Annotated in this window: 15 protein-coding genes; 12 read left to right on the plus strand and 3 right to left on the minus strand. The window is 71.7% G+C overall.

Annotation, left to right across the window (positions count from 1 at the left end; genetic code table 11):
• Nucleotides 1-25: 25 nt before the first annotated feature.
• Together QYS60_RS02865 and QYS60_RS02870 are read right to left on the minus strand one after the other, a co-directional pair.
• Nucleotides 26-1,072 carry a type IV toxin-antitoxin system AbiEi family antitoxin domain-containing protein gene (locus QYS60_RS02865; protein ID WP_003938384.1) on the minus strand — a complete coding sequence of 349 codons (1,047 nt, stop codon included), beginning with the start codon at nt 1,070-1,072 and terminating at the stop codon, nt 26-28.
• Nucleotides 1,073-1,225: 153 nt separating this feature from the next.
• Nucleotides 1,226-2,386 carry an FAD-binding oxidoreductase gene (locus QYS60_RS02870; protein WP_003938383.1) on the minus strand — a complete coding sequence of 387 codons (1,161 nt, stop codon included), beginning with the start codon at nt 2,384-2,386 and terminating at the stop codon, nt 1,226-1,228.
• Nucleotides 2,387-2,626: 240 nt separating this feature from the next.
• On the opposite strand from QYS60_RS02870, the gene clpB reads away from it, so the two are divergent.
• The 9 genes from clpB to QYS60_RS02915 all read left to right on the plus strand — a co-directional run bounded on the left by clpB (nt 2,627) and on the right by QYS60_RS02915 (nt 12,065).
• Entirely contained in the window at nt 2,627-5,182 is a 2,556-nt protein-coding gene (gene clpB, locus QYS60_RS02875; RefSeq protein ID WP_003938382.1) for an ATP-dependent chaperone ClpB, read from the plus strand.
• 76 nt (nt 5,183-5,258) lie between these two features.
• A complete protein-coding gene (locus QYS60_RS02880) occupies nt 5,259-6,179 on the plus strand; it encodes a hypothetical protein (RefSeq protein WP_371382393.1) in 921 nt (306 codons plus the stop codon).
• Nucleotides 6,180-6,209: 30 nt separating this feature from the next.
• Nucleotides 6,210-6,869 carry a hypothetical protein gene (locus QYS60_RS02885; RefSeq protein ID WP_040783650.1) on the plus strand — a complete coding sequence of 220 codons (660 nt, stop codon included), beginning with the start codon at nt 6,210-6,212 and terminating at the stop codon, nt 6,867-6,869.
• 46 nt (nt 6,870-6,915) lie between these two features.
• Nucleotides 6,916-7,704, plus strand: a complete 789-nt coding sequence (locus QYS60_RS02890) for an SDR family oxidoreductase (protein WP_289381522.1) — start codon at nt 6,916-6,918, stop codon at nt 7,702-7,704.
• A gap of 107 nt (nt 7,705-7,811) precedes the next feature.
• Nucleotides 7,812-8,408, plus strand: a complete 597-nt coding sequence (locus QYS60_RS02895) for a LemA family protein (protein WP_371382425.1) — start codon at nt 7,812-7,814, stop codon at nt 8,406-8,408.
• A 77-nt stretch (nt 8,409-8,485) separates the two neighbouring features.
• Nucleotides 8,486-9,025, plus strand: coding sequence for an orotate phosphoribosyltransferase (gene pyrE, locus QYS60_RS02900; RefSeq protein WP_010593229.1), 540 nt, complete (start codon nt 8,486-8,488; stop codon nt 9,023-9,025).
• 10 nt (nt 9,026-9,035) lie between these two features.
• Nucleotides 9,036-10,142, plus strand: a complete 1,107-nt coding sequence (gene galT, locus QYS60_RS02905) for a galactose-1-phosphate uridylyltransferase (protein ID WP_371382394.1) — start codon at nt 9,036-9,038, stop codon at nt 10,140-10,142.
• A complete protein-coding gene (gene galK, locus QYS60_RS02910; protein WP_371382395.1) occupies nt 10,139-11,275 on the plus strand; it encodes a galactokinase in 1,137 nt (378 codons plus the stop codon). The genes galT and galK overlap by 4 nt, the downstream gene beginning before the upstream one ends.
• Before the next feature lie 46 nt (nt 11,276-11,321).
• On the plus strand, nt 11,322-12,065 hold the full coding sequence (locus QYS60_RS02915) for a lysoplasmalogenase family protein (protein ID WP_289381533.1): 744 nt from the start codon (nt 11,322-11,324) through the stop codon (nt 12,063-12,065).
• A 25-nt stretch (nt 12,066-12,090) separates the two neighbouring features.
• Here QYS60_RS02915 and QYS60_RS02920 read toward each other — a convergent pair whose 3' ends face one another.
• On the minus strand, nt 12,091-12,537 hold the full coding sequence (locus QYS60_RS02920) for a hypothetical protein (RefSeq protein ID WP_289381535.1): 447 nt from the start codon (nt 12,535-12,537) through the stop codon (nt 12,091-12,093).
• Between the two features lie 63 nt (nt 12,538-12,600).
• Between QYS60_RS02920 and QYS60_RS02925 the strand changes: the two genes are divergently transcribed.
• From QYS60_RS02925 to QYS60_RS02935, 3 genes are all read left to right on the plus strand, one after another.
• A complete protein-coding gene (locus tag QYS60_RS02925) occupies nt 12,601-13,368 on the plus strand; it encodes an SDR family oxidoreductase (RefSeq protein ID WP_289381537.1) in 768 nt (255 codons plus the stop codon).
• A 63-nt stretch (nt 13,369-13,431) separates the two neighbouring features.
• A complete protein-coding gene (locus QYS60_RS02930; protein ID WP_371382396.1) occupies nt 13,432-14,013 on the plus strand; it encodes a hypothetical protein in 582 nt (193 codons plus the stop codon).
• 2 nt (nt 14,014-14,015) lie between these two features.
• Nucleotides 14,016-14,681: a TrmH family RNA methyltransferase gene (locus QYS60_RS02935; RefSeq protein ID WP_289381541.1), complete on the plus strand. Its 666-nt coding sequence runs from the start codon at nt 14,016-14,018 to the stop codon at nt 14,679-14,681.
• The last annotated feature ends 56 nt before the right edge of the window (nt 14,682-14,737 follow it).

Below are 14,737 nucleotides of genomic sequence, written 5' to 3' on the forward strand. Positions count from 1 at the left end.
CCCCGCCGGTGTGTCCTTTGGGCGGTCAGGGCAACCCAAAGGACACACCGGTAGCGCAACTGCACCTGTTGTCGGTGCTGCGTCGCCACCCGAGGCGGGTGAGGACGGCTTCGATCTCTGCGGCCACGCCGCACGGGTCACGGCTGACCTCGTCGTACCCGTACACCAGGCGGGAGCGGCCGGCGAGTTCGGCGGCGTTGTCACGGCGACGGTCCCGGAAGGCGACCTCCGCCATCGAGTGGAACCTGCGTCCGTCGAGCCGGACGGTCAACGCGGCGCCGTGAACGTCGTAGGTGCAGTCCTCGTACAGCGTTCGCCCGTCCACGACCGTCGGCGTCTGCCGATGCGCCGGGGGAAGACCGTGTCGTTGCTCCACCTCGGTCGCATAGCGGAGTTCGAGCATCGACTGGACGCCGTCGGCGAGCAATCGGACCGCATCCTCGAGCGCTTTCCGGTAGCGGTACGGGGTCCGTTCCTGCATTCGGCGTCGGATCTCCGAGAGGGGAATGCGACTGTCGGTGACGACCCGGATCAACCGGACGTAGCCGTCGTGCGGGGTGGGGGCGGCTGTTGCCAGGTCGAGCGCCGTGTCGGCCCGGCCGGTGCGCGGAGGCATCGTCGGCACCCCGATGTGTGCGTGGGCCTTGCTGCGGTGGACGATCACACCCGGATGGAGCATTTCTCCGAGATGTGGCAACCGAATGCCGCGCGGCCTCGCCGTTGCGAAGGTCGCAGACTGCCCTTTCGCCGACGATCCCACCGGCACGGTGACATGGACCGGTTCGAGTGGATCGTGGGACAGCATTCCCCATTCCTCGGCGGCCGTGCCGTGACTGAGGACGGCGGCCTCACCGGAGAACGCGACGGCCGCGGCCAGCGCCGCGGGCCGGGACAGTGGACCGGTCGTCACCGAGTACACGCCTCGGAGCACCTGCTGCCACCGCCCGCTCTCGAGACGGTGCCGGATCCACGGCCAGGTACGTCCGTAATGTTCGAGCTGGGCACGGGTGACGATCCCGTGCTGGAACATGACGATGCGATCGAGTTCGGGGAGGTCCGGGAGAAACCGCATGGCAGACATGATTCGGCGCGCGAGGCTCTTCGGGAACCGGCAGCCGGCCGATCGCCGCAATCTGTGGAGGAACTGGGCGGCTGGGGATAACTCGGCGGTGCGTCCTTTGGGCGGTCGGGGCAACCCAAAGGACACACCGGCGGCGTCAGCCGCCTAGAGCGGGTCGAAGCTGATGTTCTGCCGCGGGGTGCCGCCGGCGGACAGCGCGTAGAGCGTCGTGCGGATCATCGACGGGGAGCCGGCGATCTGGATCTGCCGATCGGCCCAGGAGCCGAACTGCGACACCACCTTGCCGAGCTTGCCGTGCAGGGGCCGGTGCAGGCCCGGTGGGGGATCCTCGACGGGAACCGGGTGCCACCACGGGTTCTCGGTCTCCTCCACGACGGGCACGACCGTGAGCCACGGATTGGTGGTGGCCAGCTGCCACAGCGTCTGCAGGTCGTAGAGGTCGCAGGGGTACTTGCCGCCGAAGAACAGGTGCACGCGCGGATTGTCGCCCCGCATGCCCATCTCCATCAGTTGCGCCCGCAGCGGCGCGAGGCCCGTGCCGGAAGCGATCATCAGCACGTCCTCGCCGCTGTCGCGGTCGACGTGCAGCCCCCCGAGCGGGGGTCCGATCACCCAGCGGTCGCCGACGGCGGTCTCGCCGACGAGCGCGGGACTGACCCAGCCACCCGACACGCGACGGACGTGGAATTCGATCTGGCCGTAGGGATTCGGAGGAATCGCCGCCGACAGGTACCGCCACATGTGCGGGCGCTGCGGGATCTGCACGCTCATGTACTGACCGGCGTGGTACGGGATCGGCGAGTCCGTCTCGAGCCGGATGATCGCCAGGTCGGGCAGCACCCGTTCGTGGCCGACGACGGTGGCGCCCCACGCGGCGGGCAGCTCGTCGTCGGCCACGGCGTCGGCCATGGTCCCGACGAGCAGGTCGATCACCCGGGCCCAGGTGCGGTCGAGCGCGTCGGTCCACAGGATCGGCGGGGTGCACTCGCGCACGGCGGTGTGCAGCGCCCGGCCCGCGGACCGGAAGTGCTCGGGCCGGACTCCGTACTTGCGGTGGTCACGCCCGAGTTGGGTGAGGAATGCGGTGACGGTGTCGGGCTCGCCGAGCCGGTTGACCGCCCAGCCGACCGCGGTCGCGAACCGTTGCCGCATCGTCTCCATGCCCGCGGGGAAAAGCTCGCGGATCCCGACGGTGTCGCTCCACAGGGCGGTGTAGAAGGCGGTGGCGAAGCGCTCGGCGCCGCCGGGGGTCGCGACGATCGACGCGAAGCTGAGCTGGACGCGGGCGACGGCGAAGGCCTCCACGCACCCTCCTGCTCGCCGTCTCTGCTGGTCGCCGCCACTGTAGTCCCGTGGCGGTGTTTCGGCCACAATCGACGGCGGGCAGCTCGACGACCCCGGTATGTGCCGCACATCACATCGCCGGATAAAGTTGAGCGGAACAAACTCAAGTTTGGTGCCGTTGAAGCTTGCGAATGCCCGCGACGGGAGGCTTGCGGGTGCAGAATTGATACCGGCTCGCTCAATGAAGGGAAGGGGTTCGCAGTGGACTCGTTCAATCCCACCACCAAGACCCAGGCGGCGATGACGGCTGCCATGCAGTCCGCGTCCGCTGCGGGCAACCCGGAGATCCGTCCGGCCCACCTGCTCGTCGCGTTGCTCGACCAGACAGACGGCATCGCCGCGCCGCTCCTCAAGGCGGTCGGCGTGGACCCGACCGTCGTGCACCGGGAGGCGCAGACGCTCGTCGAGCGGCTGCCCCGTGCCACGGGCGCCACCCAGACACCGCAACTCGGCCGCGAAGCCGTCGCCGCCCTGACCGCCGCCCAGCACCTCGCCACCGAACTCGACGACGAGTACGTCTCGACCGAGCACGTCCTCGTCGGCCTGGCCGGCGGCGATTCCGACGTCGCCAAGCTCCTCGTCGGGCACGGTGCCACCCCGGCCGCGCTGCGCGACGCGTTCACCACCGTCCGCGGCAGCGCCCGCGTGACCAGCCCGGACCCCGAGGGCACCTACCAGGCGCTCGAGAAGTACTCGACCGACCTCACCGCCCGCGCCCGCGAGGGCAAGCTCGACCCGGTCATCGGCCGTGACAACGAGATCCGCCGCGTCGTACAGGTGCTGAGCCGGCGCACCAAGAACAACCCCGTGCTCATCGGCGAGCCCGGCGTCGGCAAGACCGCGATCGTCGAGGGTCTCGCGCAGCGCATCGTCGCCGGCGACGTCCCCGAGTCGCTGCGCGGCAAGACCGTCATCGCGCTCGACCTCGGCTCGATGGTGGCCGGCGCCAAGTACCGCGGCGAATTCGAGGAACGCCTCAAGGCCGTGCTCGACGAGATCAAGGAATCGGCCGGCCAGGTCATCACCTTCATCGACGAGCTGCACACCATCGTCGGCGCCGGTGCGACCGGCGAATCGGCGATGGACGCCGGCAACATGATCAAGCCCATGCTCGCCCGCGGCGAGCTGCGCCTCGTCGGCGCGACCACCCTCGACGAGTACCGCAAGTACATCGAGAAGGACGCCGCCCTCGAACGCCGTTTCCAGCAGGTGCTCGTCGGCGAGCCGAGCGTCGAGGACACCGTCGGCATCCTGCGCGGCCTCAAGGAGCGGTACGAGGTGCACCACGGCGTGCGCATCACCGACTCCGCGCTCGTCGCCGCCGCCACCCTCTCCGACCGGTACATCACGTCCCGGTTCCTGCCGGACAAGGCCATCGACCTCGTCGACGAGGCCGCGTCCCGGCTGCGCATGGAGATCGACTCGCGTCCCGAGGAGATCGACTCGGTCGAGCGCATCGTCCGTCGCCTCGAGATCGAGGAGATGGCGCTGCAGAAGGAGACCGACGAGGCCTCCAAGGAGCGCCTCGAGAAGCTGCGTGCCGAACTCGCCGACGAGCGCGAGAAGCTGAACCAGCTCACCACCCGCTGGCAGAACGAGAAGACCGCCATCGATTCGGTGCGTGGCATCAAGGAACAGCTCGAGGCGCTGCGCGGCGAGGAGGAACGCGCCGAGCGCGACGGTGATCTCGGCAAGGCCGCGGAGCTGCGCTACGGCCGCATCCCGCAGCTGGAGAAGGAACTGGAGCGGGCGGCCGCCGCATCCGGAGCCGCCGCCGACGGCGACGTCATGCTCAAGGAGGAGGTCGGCCCGGACGACGTCGCCGACGTCGTCGCCGCGTGGACCGGCATCCCGGCCGGCCGCATGATGGAAGGCGAGACCGCCAAGCTGCTGCGCATGGAGTCCGAGCTCGGCAAGCGCGTCGTCGGCCAGGACGAGGCCGTGCAGTCCGTGTCGGACGCGGTGCGCCGCTCCCGGGCGGGCGTCGCCGACCCGAACCGGCCCACCGGCTCGTTCCTGTTCCTCGGCCCCACCGGCGTCGGCAAGACCGAGCTGGCGAAGGCGCTCGCGGACTTCCTGTTCGACGACGAGCGCGCGATGGTGCGGATCGACATGTCCGAGTACAGCGAGAAGCACTCCGTCGCACGGCTCGTCGGTGCCCCTCCGGGCTACGTCGGCTACGAGTCGGGTGGTCAGCTCACCGAGGCGGTGCGTCGCCGGCCCTACTCGGTGGTGTTGTTCGACGAGGTCGAGAAGGCCCACCCGGACGTGTTCGACACGCTGCTGCAGGTGCTCGACGACGGCCGGCTCACCGACGGGCAGGGCCGCACCGTCGACTTCCGCAACACCATCCTCATCCTCACTTCGAACCTGGGTGCGGGTGGCGACCGGGAGCACATCATGGCGGCGGTGCGCGCGGCGTTCAAGCCGGAGTTCATCAACCGGCTCGACGACGTGGTGGTCTTCCACTCGCTCACGGAGGAGCAACTCGAGCAGATCGTCGACATCCAGCTCGAGCAGCTGGCCGGGCGCCTGGCGGCCCGCCGGCTCACGCTCGACGTGTCGAGTTCGGCCCGGTTCTGGCTCGCCGTGCGGGGCTACGACCCGCAGTACGGTGCGCGTCCCCTGCGCCGGCTCATCCAGCAGTCGATCGGCGACCAGCTCGCCAAGAAGCTGCTGGCCGGGGACATCAAGGACGGTGACACCGTCTCGGTGGGCGTCAGCGACGACGGCGACCACCTGGTCATAGGCGCATAGCGCCCGGTGCGTCTTTCGGGCTGCTCCAGCAGCCCGAAAGACGCACCGGCGCGGAGCGCCTACCCTTGGTGGGACCATGACGAACCCGCACGATCCGCGCACTCCCCAGGAGCGCGCCTACTCGCTCGACGAGGGGCGCGACGACGACGCGCGCGCGACGGACGACGACACCCGGGTCCTGCACACCGCCGACCCGACCGAGGCGTACGGCCGGCCCGTCGACCCCACCCTGGTCTACCCGTCGTACGACCCGCGGTTCGATCCGACGGCGGCGCCCCCGAACCCGACCCAGGCGTTCGAGCAGCCCGGCCCCTACGGTCCGCAACCCCAGTACGCCCCGACCCAGCAGTACGCCCCGACCCAGCAGTACGCCCCCACGCAGCAGTACACCCCCACACAGCAGTACACAGGGGCGCAGCAGTACCCACATGCCCAGGACTACGCGGCGCCACCGACCCCGCCGCACGCCGGTGAGTACCCGCCGCTCGATGCGAAGCCGCCCCGCCGCCGCTGGGGCCTGATCCTGCTCGCCGCGGTGGCGTCGATCGTGCTGGCCGGTTTCGGCGGCTACCTGCTCAGCGGCGGCAGCGGCGACGACCCGCAGCAGCGCAGCGTCGCGGCCCCGACCACGACGACCACGGTGCCCCGGCCTGCCCCCACGACGCCCGCGCCGACCACCGACCCGGCCGTGCCCGGCCTGCCGTTCGAGCAGCTGCCCGGCGGGCTCGGCGACGTCATCGGCTCCGCAGGCGCCGTCGTCGGCACCATCACCGCCAACGACGGCACGTCCCTCACGCTCAGCGGCATGGGCGGCTCGATCGTCACGGTGCGGCTCACCCCCGACACACAGATCATGTCGCTCGCCGGTTCGGACCCGTCGGCGCTGCGGGTCGGCGACTCGGTGGTCGCGCAGGGGTCGCCGCTGCGGAACGGGGAGATGATCGCCGACACGGTGGTCAGCGCGTCCCTGCCGTCCTTCGGCGGTCCGGGCAACTAGAACGCGATAGGCTGGCGCGCGATGACGGTGATGTGGTTCGGACTGGCGGCGATCGCACTCGCGGGTGCGTTGGCGCTGCTCTACGTCGACCGCACGCGGCGTGAACAATCCGGTCGCGTGCGGGAGATCTGGGCGCGCGCCCAGGGCTACAAGTACAGCGCCGCCGACGACTCCCTGCCCGGGCACTGGCACCGGGCGGCCCTGGCCAAGCAGGAGTATCTCGGCGCGGTGGACGTCGTCCACGGCATCCGCCGCGGCGAGGAGTTCATCCTCTTCGACATCGAGGAGACCGCGACGATCGTCGCGGTGCGCCGCAAGGTCGGCTCCGACGTCGACATCGACCTGCGCCTCAAGTCGACGCCGCCGCCGAAGGACCCGGACATGAACCTGCTCGGCGCCATCGGGCCGCGCATCGTGTTCGCCACCGACCTCGAGATCGCCCGCCGCATCTGTGACCAGCGCATGGTCGCGTACACCGAGTCGATCCCCCCGCACGTGCAGATGCTGTGGAGCGAGGGCGAATGGACCCTCGGCTCGATTCCCGTGGGCAGCACCGGCCGCGAATGGGACTCGGCCATCGAGACCGTCGCCCGGCTCTCCGGAATCCTGCACGTGCTGCCGCCGATCGTGGAGCCGCAGGAACTCGACCGGGTCGCGCACGATCCCGGCCGCCCCTCCGCGCGGCGCTGAGCGCACGTCGCCGGAAACGGCCGGCGCGCTGCGCTAGCTTTACCCCATGACTTCCGCTGCCACCCGGCCCGTCGCCCTGGTCACCGGCCCCACCTCGGGCATCGGCGCAGGCTTTGCGCGCGCACTCGCCGGCAAGGGGTACGACCTCGTGCTCGTCGCCCGTCGCGAGGAGAGCCTGCGGTCCCTCGCCGACGAACTGGCCTCCCGGTTCGGCACCACCTCCGAGATCCTCGCCGCCGACCTGGCCACCGAGGACGGCCGCGCGGCCGTCGCCCGCCGCCTCGCCGAGGGCGTGGAGATGCTCGTCAACAATGCCGGTTTCGGCACCTCCGGTGAGTTCTGGACGGCCGACCCGGCGGTGCTGCAGGCACAGCTCGACGTCAACGTCACCGCCGTGATGCAGCTGACCCGGGCCGCGTTGCCGCCGATGATCGCCGCCGGCAAGGGCAGCATCGTCAACGTCGCCAGCGTCGCCGGTCTGCTCTCCGGACGTGGGTCGACGTACTCGGCGAGCAAGGCCTACGTCGTTTCGTTCACCGAGGGATTGTCCGGTGGGCTCGCCGGCACCGGGGTGAAGGTGCAGGCGCTGTGCCCCGGCTTCGTGCACACCGAGTTCCACGAGCGGGCCGGGATCGAGATGAGCTCGATTCCGGAACTGATGTGGCTCGACGTGGACACCGTGGTGCGGACCTCCCTCGCCGACCTCGAGGCGGGCAAGGTGATCAGCATCCCGGGCCTGCAGTACAAGGTGCTCACGACGGTGGGCCGGCTCGTCCCGAAGAACCTGGTGCGCCGGGCGACCAACCTGGTCGGCCGGGGCCGGGGCCGGACGTAGGCCGCACCGGATAACGGTCCGGACACGGCGCCACGACACGGCGCGTCGCGCTCCGGGTGTCGCCGCGGCTGCGCGGTAGATTCCGGCCTGTGACGTCTGTGGCTCTTGTGATTGTCGTTGCGGTCGTGGTGATCGTGCTGCTGTGGACGCGTGCCGCCGTCCGCCGCCTCCGGGTGCTGAAGATGCGCCACCGCGACAGCCTGCGCCTGCTGACCAACGAACTCGACGACCGCTACGACCAGGTACCCGCACTCGTCGCGGCGTCCGCCGGGGCAGGCATGGACCGCAGCCGGCTCAGCTCCGTCGTCGGGGCGCGATCCCTGGCGATCGCCATGCGCGACCAGCGGCTGTCCCTGGGGGAGCGGGCCGCCGCGGAGAACACCCTGTCGGCGGCCCTGCACGAGCTGATCGGCGTCCTCGACGGCGTCAACCACTGGCCGTTCATCCGTGTCGCCCGCGAACTGCGGACCCGCGAGCAGCGCATCGCCGGGGCCGCCCGCGTCTACAACGATCTCGGCCGCACCATCAACACCGCGGCCACCACCTTCCCGACCTCGGTGTTCGCACGCATCGCCGCGGTCGGGCCCGTCCCGCTGTTCGAGGTCGCCGCCCCGCTCGCCCCCGTCGCCGTCGCCCCGCCGGCGTCGGCGCCGACCGCCTCCGCGGACGCGCCGACCGGCGGATCGGACACCGTCGCCGCCTGACCGCCGGACCCCGGCTAGGCTCGTCGTCGCCGGCGCCCGCGGGCGCGGCGTGGAACGAGAGACGGTAAGGGGTTGCGATGAGTGATCGCGAGGAGTTGGCTGCGCTGGTCCGAGAACTGGCGGTGGTGCACGGCAAGGTGACCTTGTCGTCCGGCAAGGAGGCCGACTACTACGTGGATCTTCGCCGTGCCACCCTGCACCACCGGGCCGGGCCCCTGATCGGCAAGCTCATCCGGGAACTGGTCGCCGACTGGGACTTCGACGCCGTCGGCGGACTCACCATGGGTGCCGACCCGGTCGCGCTCGCGGTCATGCACGCACCGGGCCGTCCGATCGACGCGTTCGTCGTCCGTAAGGCCGCCAAGGCGCACGGGATGCAGCGTCAGATCGAGGGCCCCGACGTGCTCGGCAAGCGGGTCCTGGTGGTCGAGGACACGACCACCACCGGCAACTCCCCGCTCACCGCCGTCAAGGCCCTGCGCGACGCCGGCGCGACGGTCGTGGGTGTCGCCACCGTCGTCGACCGGGCCACCGGCGCCGGCGAGGTGATCGCCGCGGAGGGCGTGGAGTACCGCTACCTGCTGGGCCTGCAGGACCTGGGACTGCAGGACGCCTAGGGCCGGTCGGGTGCGACGGACCGCGGCCCGTCTCGCGGACGGCCGGGCACTGTTCTACTTCGACGACACCGAGCCGTACGCCGGGGGCGGCGCGGTGCGGGAACGGCACGACACGCGGCGGCTGCCGCCGGCCGGGGCGGCCTCCGAACTGCGCTTCGACCCGCTCACGGGGGAGTGGGTGGTCTCGGCGTCGCACCGCATGGACCGCACCTTCCTGCCGGACCCCGCGGACTGCCCGCTGTGCCCCACCCGGCCGGGCCGGGCCGCCACCGAGATCCCCGCCGACGACTACGACGTGGTGGTGTTCGAGAACCGTTTTCCGGCGCTCGGATCCGGTAGCGCCGACGCCGGTCCGGTGGACGGCGACCCGCTGTGGCCGCGACGGCCCGCGGCGGGACGCTGCGAGGTGGTCGCGTTCACCGCCGACCACGAGGCCCGGTTCGCCGACCTGAGCCTCGAACGGGTCCGCACGGTGTTCGACGCACTGGCCGACCGCACCGCCGAGCACTCGGCCACCCCCGACGTGCGGCAGGTGTTCTGCTTCGAGAACCGCGGCGCGGAAATCGGTGTGACACTGCAACATCCGCACGGCCAGATCTACGCCTACCCGTTCCTGCCGCCCCGCTCGCAGGTACTGCTGCAGCGTGCCCGCGCGCACCACGCGGCGACGGGCCGGCTGCTGCAACGCGACGTGCTCGACGCGGAACGCCGGGCGGGCACCCGCGTCGTGTGGTCCGGACGACGGTGGACCGCCTACGTTCCGGCCGCGGCGCGCTGGCCCGTCGAGGTGCACCTCGCCCCGCATCGCGACGTTCCGGACCTCGTCGCCCTCGACGACGCCGAGCGCGACGAACTGGCGGTGGCCTACCGGGAGTTGCTGCGTCGCGTCGACCTGTTCTTCGACGGCGTGCAGCGCGTCCCCTACATCGCGGCCTGGCACCAGGCACCGGTCGGCGACGAGCGACCGTACGGCCGTCTGTTCTGCCAGATATTCTCGCTGCGACGCGCTGCCGACAAGCTCAAGTACCTGGCCGGATCGGAGTCCGCGATGGGCGTGTGGATCAGCGACACCTCCGCCGAACGCATCGCGGTGCGGCTGCGGGAACTCGCCGGATGACCGTGGCCGCGGCCGCCGCAGCCGGGTTCGCGCGGGCGTTCGGCGCGGCCCCGGAGGGGGTGTGGTGCGCGCCGGGCCGGGTGAACCTGATCGGTGAGCACGTCGACTACGCGGGTGGGCTGTGCCTGCCCCTGGCGCTGTCGCGAGTGACGGCCGCCGCCGTCCGGCGCCGCGACGACGGCACGCTCCGGCTGGTGAGCGAGGGCTTCGGCGGTGTGTCCTTCGGGCGGCTGGGGCAGCCCGAAGGACACACCGGCGGCTGGGGCGCCTATGTCGTCGGGCTGATCGGCGCGCTCGACCCGCCCGGATTCGCGGGGGCCGACATCGCGATCGCCTCCGACGTGCCGATCGGCGCGGGCCTGTCGAGTTCGGCCGCGCTCGAGGCGGCCGTCGCTCTCGCCCTGGCCGAGCTGTCCGGGCTGCCGGTCGACGATCCGGGCCGGGCCGCCCTCGCCGCCGCCTGCATGCGGGCCGAGAACGACTACGTCGGCGTCCCCACCGGCGGTATGGACCAGCAGATCGCGTTGCGCGGGCGGGCCGGGCACGCGCTTCTGCTGGACTGCGCCACCGGCGTGGTCGAGCACGTCCCGATCGACCTCGAATCGCACGGCCTGGCACTGCTCGTCGTCGACACCGACGCCCCGCACCGCCTCGTCGACGGACAGTACGGGCAGCGGCGCCGCGACGTCGAGGAGGCCACGCGACGGCTCGGGAGCCTGCGCGACGTCGGCACCGTCGCTGCGCTCGGCGCGCTGACCGACCCGGTGCTGCGGCGCCGGGCCGGGCACGTCGTCACCGAGATCGCCCGGGTCCGCGCCGCCGTCGCCGCACTGCGCGACGACGCCCCGGAACGGCTCGGGCCGATCCTCGACGCCGCGCACCGGTCGCTGCGGGACGACTTCGAGGTCAGCTCCGTCGAACTCGACAGCGCCGTCGACGCTGCGCGCGCCGCCGGTGCGCTGGGTGCGCGCATGGTGGGTGGCGGATTCGGCGGCTCGGCGATCGCATTGTGCCGGGCGACGGACGTCGACGCGGTAGCACAGGCCGTCACGGTGGCCGCCCGCGAGCGGGACCTGCCGCGCCCGAAATTCCTGCTGGCGACGGCGTCGGCGGGCGCCCGCCGCTGCGCCTGAGGAAAGCCGGGCGGGTGACGCCGCGCGGATCGGTACGCTGCCGGGCATGGGATGGTTCAGCCGGGACAGGTGGAACGCCGAGCACGCGGTGTTCGCCGCAGCCGCGACGGCGACGGTCGTGGGCGGGGTGCTCGGCAACGAGCGGCTGCAGCGGGTCGCGAAGCCGCTGATCGGGCCGGCGCTGGCGGTACGGGTGTTGCGGCACGCCCCGCACACCGACCGGTCGGACACCGCCCTGCTGCTGCTCGCCCTGACCGGCGCGACGGTCGGAGACGTATTCATGATCGACCCGGACGACGACGCGCGGCTGCTGCGCGGTGCGTCCTCGTTCGCCGTGATGCAGGTCTGCTACTCGGCGCTGCTGGCCCGGCGCGGTGCCCGCCCGACCCGGTCGGCGGCGGTGCCGCGGGCGGTCGCGGCACTCGGCGCCGCCGGTCTGCTCGGCGCGAAGGCGCCCCGGGTGGCGGCCCCGCTGACGGGCTACGGTGCGCTGCTCGGTACCACCGCGACACTCGCCGCGGACCCGTCGCTCGCCCCCGGAGCCCGCCGGCTGGCCGACCTGCCGATCCCGGGCGGGGACCGGCGCAGCTGGCTGGGTTTCGGCGGCCTGGTGTTCACCCTGTCGGACGGCACCATCGTCGCGCGACGGGTGCTGCTGCGGTCGGAGCGGGCGCGCGCCGCGGCGGAGGGGTTCGTGCTCGCGACCTATGCGCTGGCGCAGCTGCTCCTCGTCGAAGGCAAGCTCGCGCTCGGCCGGGAGACCGCCCCCGCAGCCCGGCCGTCGGTATAGACGACACGCTCGCAGGGCACGTCGACTACGGGCAGAGGACGATGCGGTCCCGGTCGTGCGGGTCGACGCGGATGCCCACGACCCGGCCCGGCTCGAACCGGTCGAGATCCTCACGGGCGATCTCGTAGAGCACCCGTCCGTGGTACGGCTGGGAACCCGGCACCGTCAGGTCGAGATCCAGCTCGGTGAGCTCACCGTTGTCCACGGTGTGCCCGAGGTGCCGGGCCGAGGTGATGGTCGCCCAGCCCTCGAGTCCGCGGCGGGCGAGGCGGCGGTCGGCGCGCGGCGGCCGTCCGGCGAGCATCATGGCGATGCCCAGCGCCGAGCCGTACGCGGCCAGCAGGAACATGATCTGGTAGGGGACGGTGCCCTCGGGAGAGTCGCCGACGAACAGCCCCAGCCACAGGGCCAGGACGACGAGGTAGCCGGCGGTGACGAACGCGACGGCACGAACGACTCGAACGTGGTTCATTGCTCCTCCGATGCCAGGATAGTCCGTGACCTGCGCCACGTTCGGCGTCGCTACGCTGCAACCATGGATTCGCCCACTGCGTTCGTCACCGGTGCCGCCTCGGGAATCGGCCGCGCCACCGCCCTGCTCCTCGCCCGCCGCGGCTACCGGGTCGCCGCCGTCGACGTCGACGCCGCCGGCCTCGAGGCGCTCGCCGCCGAGCAACCCGGCGTCGTCACCGCGGTCCTCGACGTCACCGACGCGACGGGCTGGGAGCACGCACTGAAGGCGTTCTGCACCGACGGCACCCTGGACCTGCTCGTCAACAACGCGGGCGTCCTGGCCTCGGGACCGTTCGAGACGACCCCGCTCGAGCGGCACCGGCAGATGGTCGACGTCAACGTCGCCGGGACGATCACCGGCTGCCACAGCGCGTTCGAGTACCTGCGTCGCACGCCCGGCGCCCAGGTGGTCAACCTCTGCTCGGCGTCGGCGCTGTACGGACAGCCGGAGCTCGTCACCTACAGCGCCACCAAGTTCGCCGTGCGCGGGCTGACCGAGGCCCTCGATCTGGAATGGGCTCCGCACGGAATCCGGGTGGTCGCGTTGTGGCCGCTGTTCGTCGACACGGCGATGACCCGGGACATGAACGTCGGGGCCTCGCGGCGGCTGGGGATCCGGCTCGACGCCGACGACGTCGCGCGAGCCCTGTACGAGCTGACCCGTCCGGGCCGGCGTCCGGCAGGTGTCCACCACGCCGTGGGCTGGCAGGCGAAGGCGTTCGCCGCCTTCGCCCAGGTCACGCCCGCCCGGCTCAATCGCCTGGTCAACCGGTGGGTGACCGGCAGCTGACGCGGTCTCGCTAGAGTGGCGTGCGGATCAGCGACGGAAGGGAGTCGGGTGAACGTGCGTCGGATGTCGTCGATCGGTGCGGCCGCGGTGGCGGTGCTGGCACTGGCCGGGTGCGGAAGTTCTTCGGAGGACGCGGGGGAGCCGGCTGCCGCGTCGTCGACGAGCGCGGCCGTCACGACCACCACGACCACGACGGTGGCCCCCGCCCCGACGACCACCGAGACCACGTCGACCACCTCGGTCCCCGAGAGCGCTCCGACGACCCCCGCCGACGTGCAGTACGAGCGCAACGAGTCGTACTACTTCACCAGCCCGGACGGCGGGTTCCGGTGCGGCATCGTCAAGCTGCCCTCCCGCACCGAGGCGGGTTGCGAGGGCGTCACGGATCCGGTGCCGCCGCAGCCCGAGAACTGCATGGTCAACTGGGGTAACGGTATTCGTGTGCAGGATACGGGACCCGCGGAGTTCATGTGCTCGGGTGGGTCGGTCTACACCTCCGGCGGCGACGATCCGGTCCTGCCGATCGGGTCGAAGTTGAGCAGGCTCGGCTACACGTGCGAGAGCACCGCCGCCGACGTCTCCTGCGTCAACGACGCCACCGGGCACGGTTTCACGATCGCTGCCACCTCGAACACGACGTTCTGACCGTGCAACCCGACGACGTTCCGGGTCCCACCGAGTGGGGGGAGCACCCGCACGGGTACGGTCCGTGGGTCGAGGAGTACGGCACCGAACCCCCGCGGGATCCGCGCTACGACCCGGAGCTGCTCGCCCACGGTGACCGGCGCAACGTCGTCGACGCGTACCGCTACTGGACGCGCGAGGCGATCGTCGCCGACATCGACACCCGCCGCCATCCGCTGCACGTGGCGATCGAGAATTTCGGGCACGACGCGAACATCGGCACCGTGGTGCGCACGGCGAACGCGTTCGCGGCGGCCGCCGTGCACATCGTCGGCCGCCGGCGTTGGAATCGTCGCGGCGCGATGGTGACCGATCGGTACCAGCATCTCGTGCACCACCCCGATGTCGACTCCCTCTTCGACTGGGCGGCCGGACAGGGACTGACGATCGTCGCGGTGGACAACACACCCGGGTCGGTGCCGCTGGAAACCGCGCAGCTGCCCCGCGCGTGCCTGCTGCTGTTCGGCCAGGAGGGCCCCGGTGTGACGGCGCGAGCGCGGGAGGTCGCCGCGACGACCGTGTCCATCGCCCAGTTCGGCTCGACCCGCAGCATCAACGCCGGCGTCGCCGCCGGGATCGCCATGCACGCCTGGATCCGGCAGCACGCCGACCTCGACCGCGCCTGGTGAGGAAACATTCGACGAGGTGCGGCCGATAGGGGAAAGCTGGTAGCGGTAGCGACGGT

The organism is Rhodococcus sp. GXMU-t2271 (genome assembly GCF_041414735.1).
GTDB classification, from domain to species: Bacteria; Actinomycetota; Actinomycetes; order Mycobacteriales; family Mycobacteriaceae; genus Rhodococcus; species Rhodococcus indonesiensis.

Bases quoted from the DNA above. Each gene is read 5' to 3' on its own strand.
- QYS60_RS02925 (WP_289381537.1), top strand. From the start codon at position 12,601: ATGGATTCGCCCACTGCGTTCGTCACCGGTGCCGCCTCGGGAATCGGC.
- QYS60_RS02880 (WP_371382393.1), top strand. From the start codon at position 5,259: ATGACGAACCCGCACGATCCGCGCACTCCCCAGGAGCGCGCCTACTCG.
- QYS60_RS02890 (WP_289381522.1), top strand. From the start codon at position 6,916: ATGACTTCCGCTGCCACCCGGCCCGTCGCCCTGGTCACCGGCCCCACC.
- pyrE (WP_010593229.1), top strand. From the start codon at position 8,486: ATGAGTGATCGCGAGGAGTTGGCTGCGCTGGTCCGAGAACTGGCGGTG.
- QYS60_RS02865 (WP_003938384.1), bottom strand. From the start codon at position 1,072: ATGCGGTTTCTCCCGGACCTCCCCGAACTCGATCGCATCGTCATGTTC.
- QYS60_RS02885 (WP_040783650.1), top strand. From the start codon at position 6,210: ATGTGGTTCGGACTGGCGGCGATCGCACTCGCGGGTGCGTTGGCGCTG.
- galK (WP_371382395.1), top strand. From the start codon at position 10,139: ATGACCGTGGCCGCGGCCGCCGCAGCCGGGTTCGCGCGGGCGTTCGGC.
- QYS60_RS02920 (WP_289381535.1), bottom strand. From the start codon at position 12,537: ATGAACCACGTTCGAGTCGTTCGTGCCGTCGCGTTCGTCACCGCCGGC.
- QYS60_RS02930 (WP_371382396.1), top strand. From the start codon at position 13,432: ATGTCGTCGATCGGTGCGGCCGCGGTGGCGGTGCTGGCACTGGCCGGG.
- QYS60_RS02915 (WP_289381533.1), top strand. From the start codon at position 11,322: ATGGGATGGTTCAGCCGGGACAGGTGGAACGCCGAGCACGCGGTGTTC.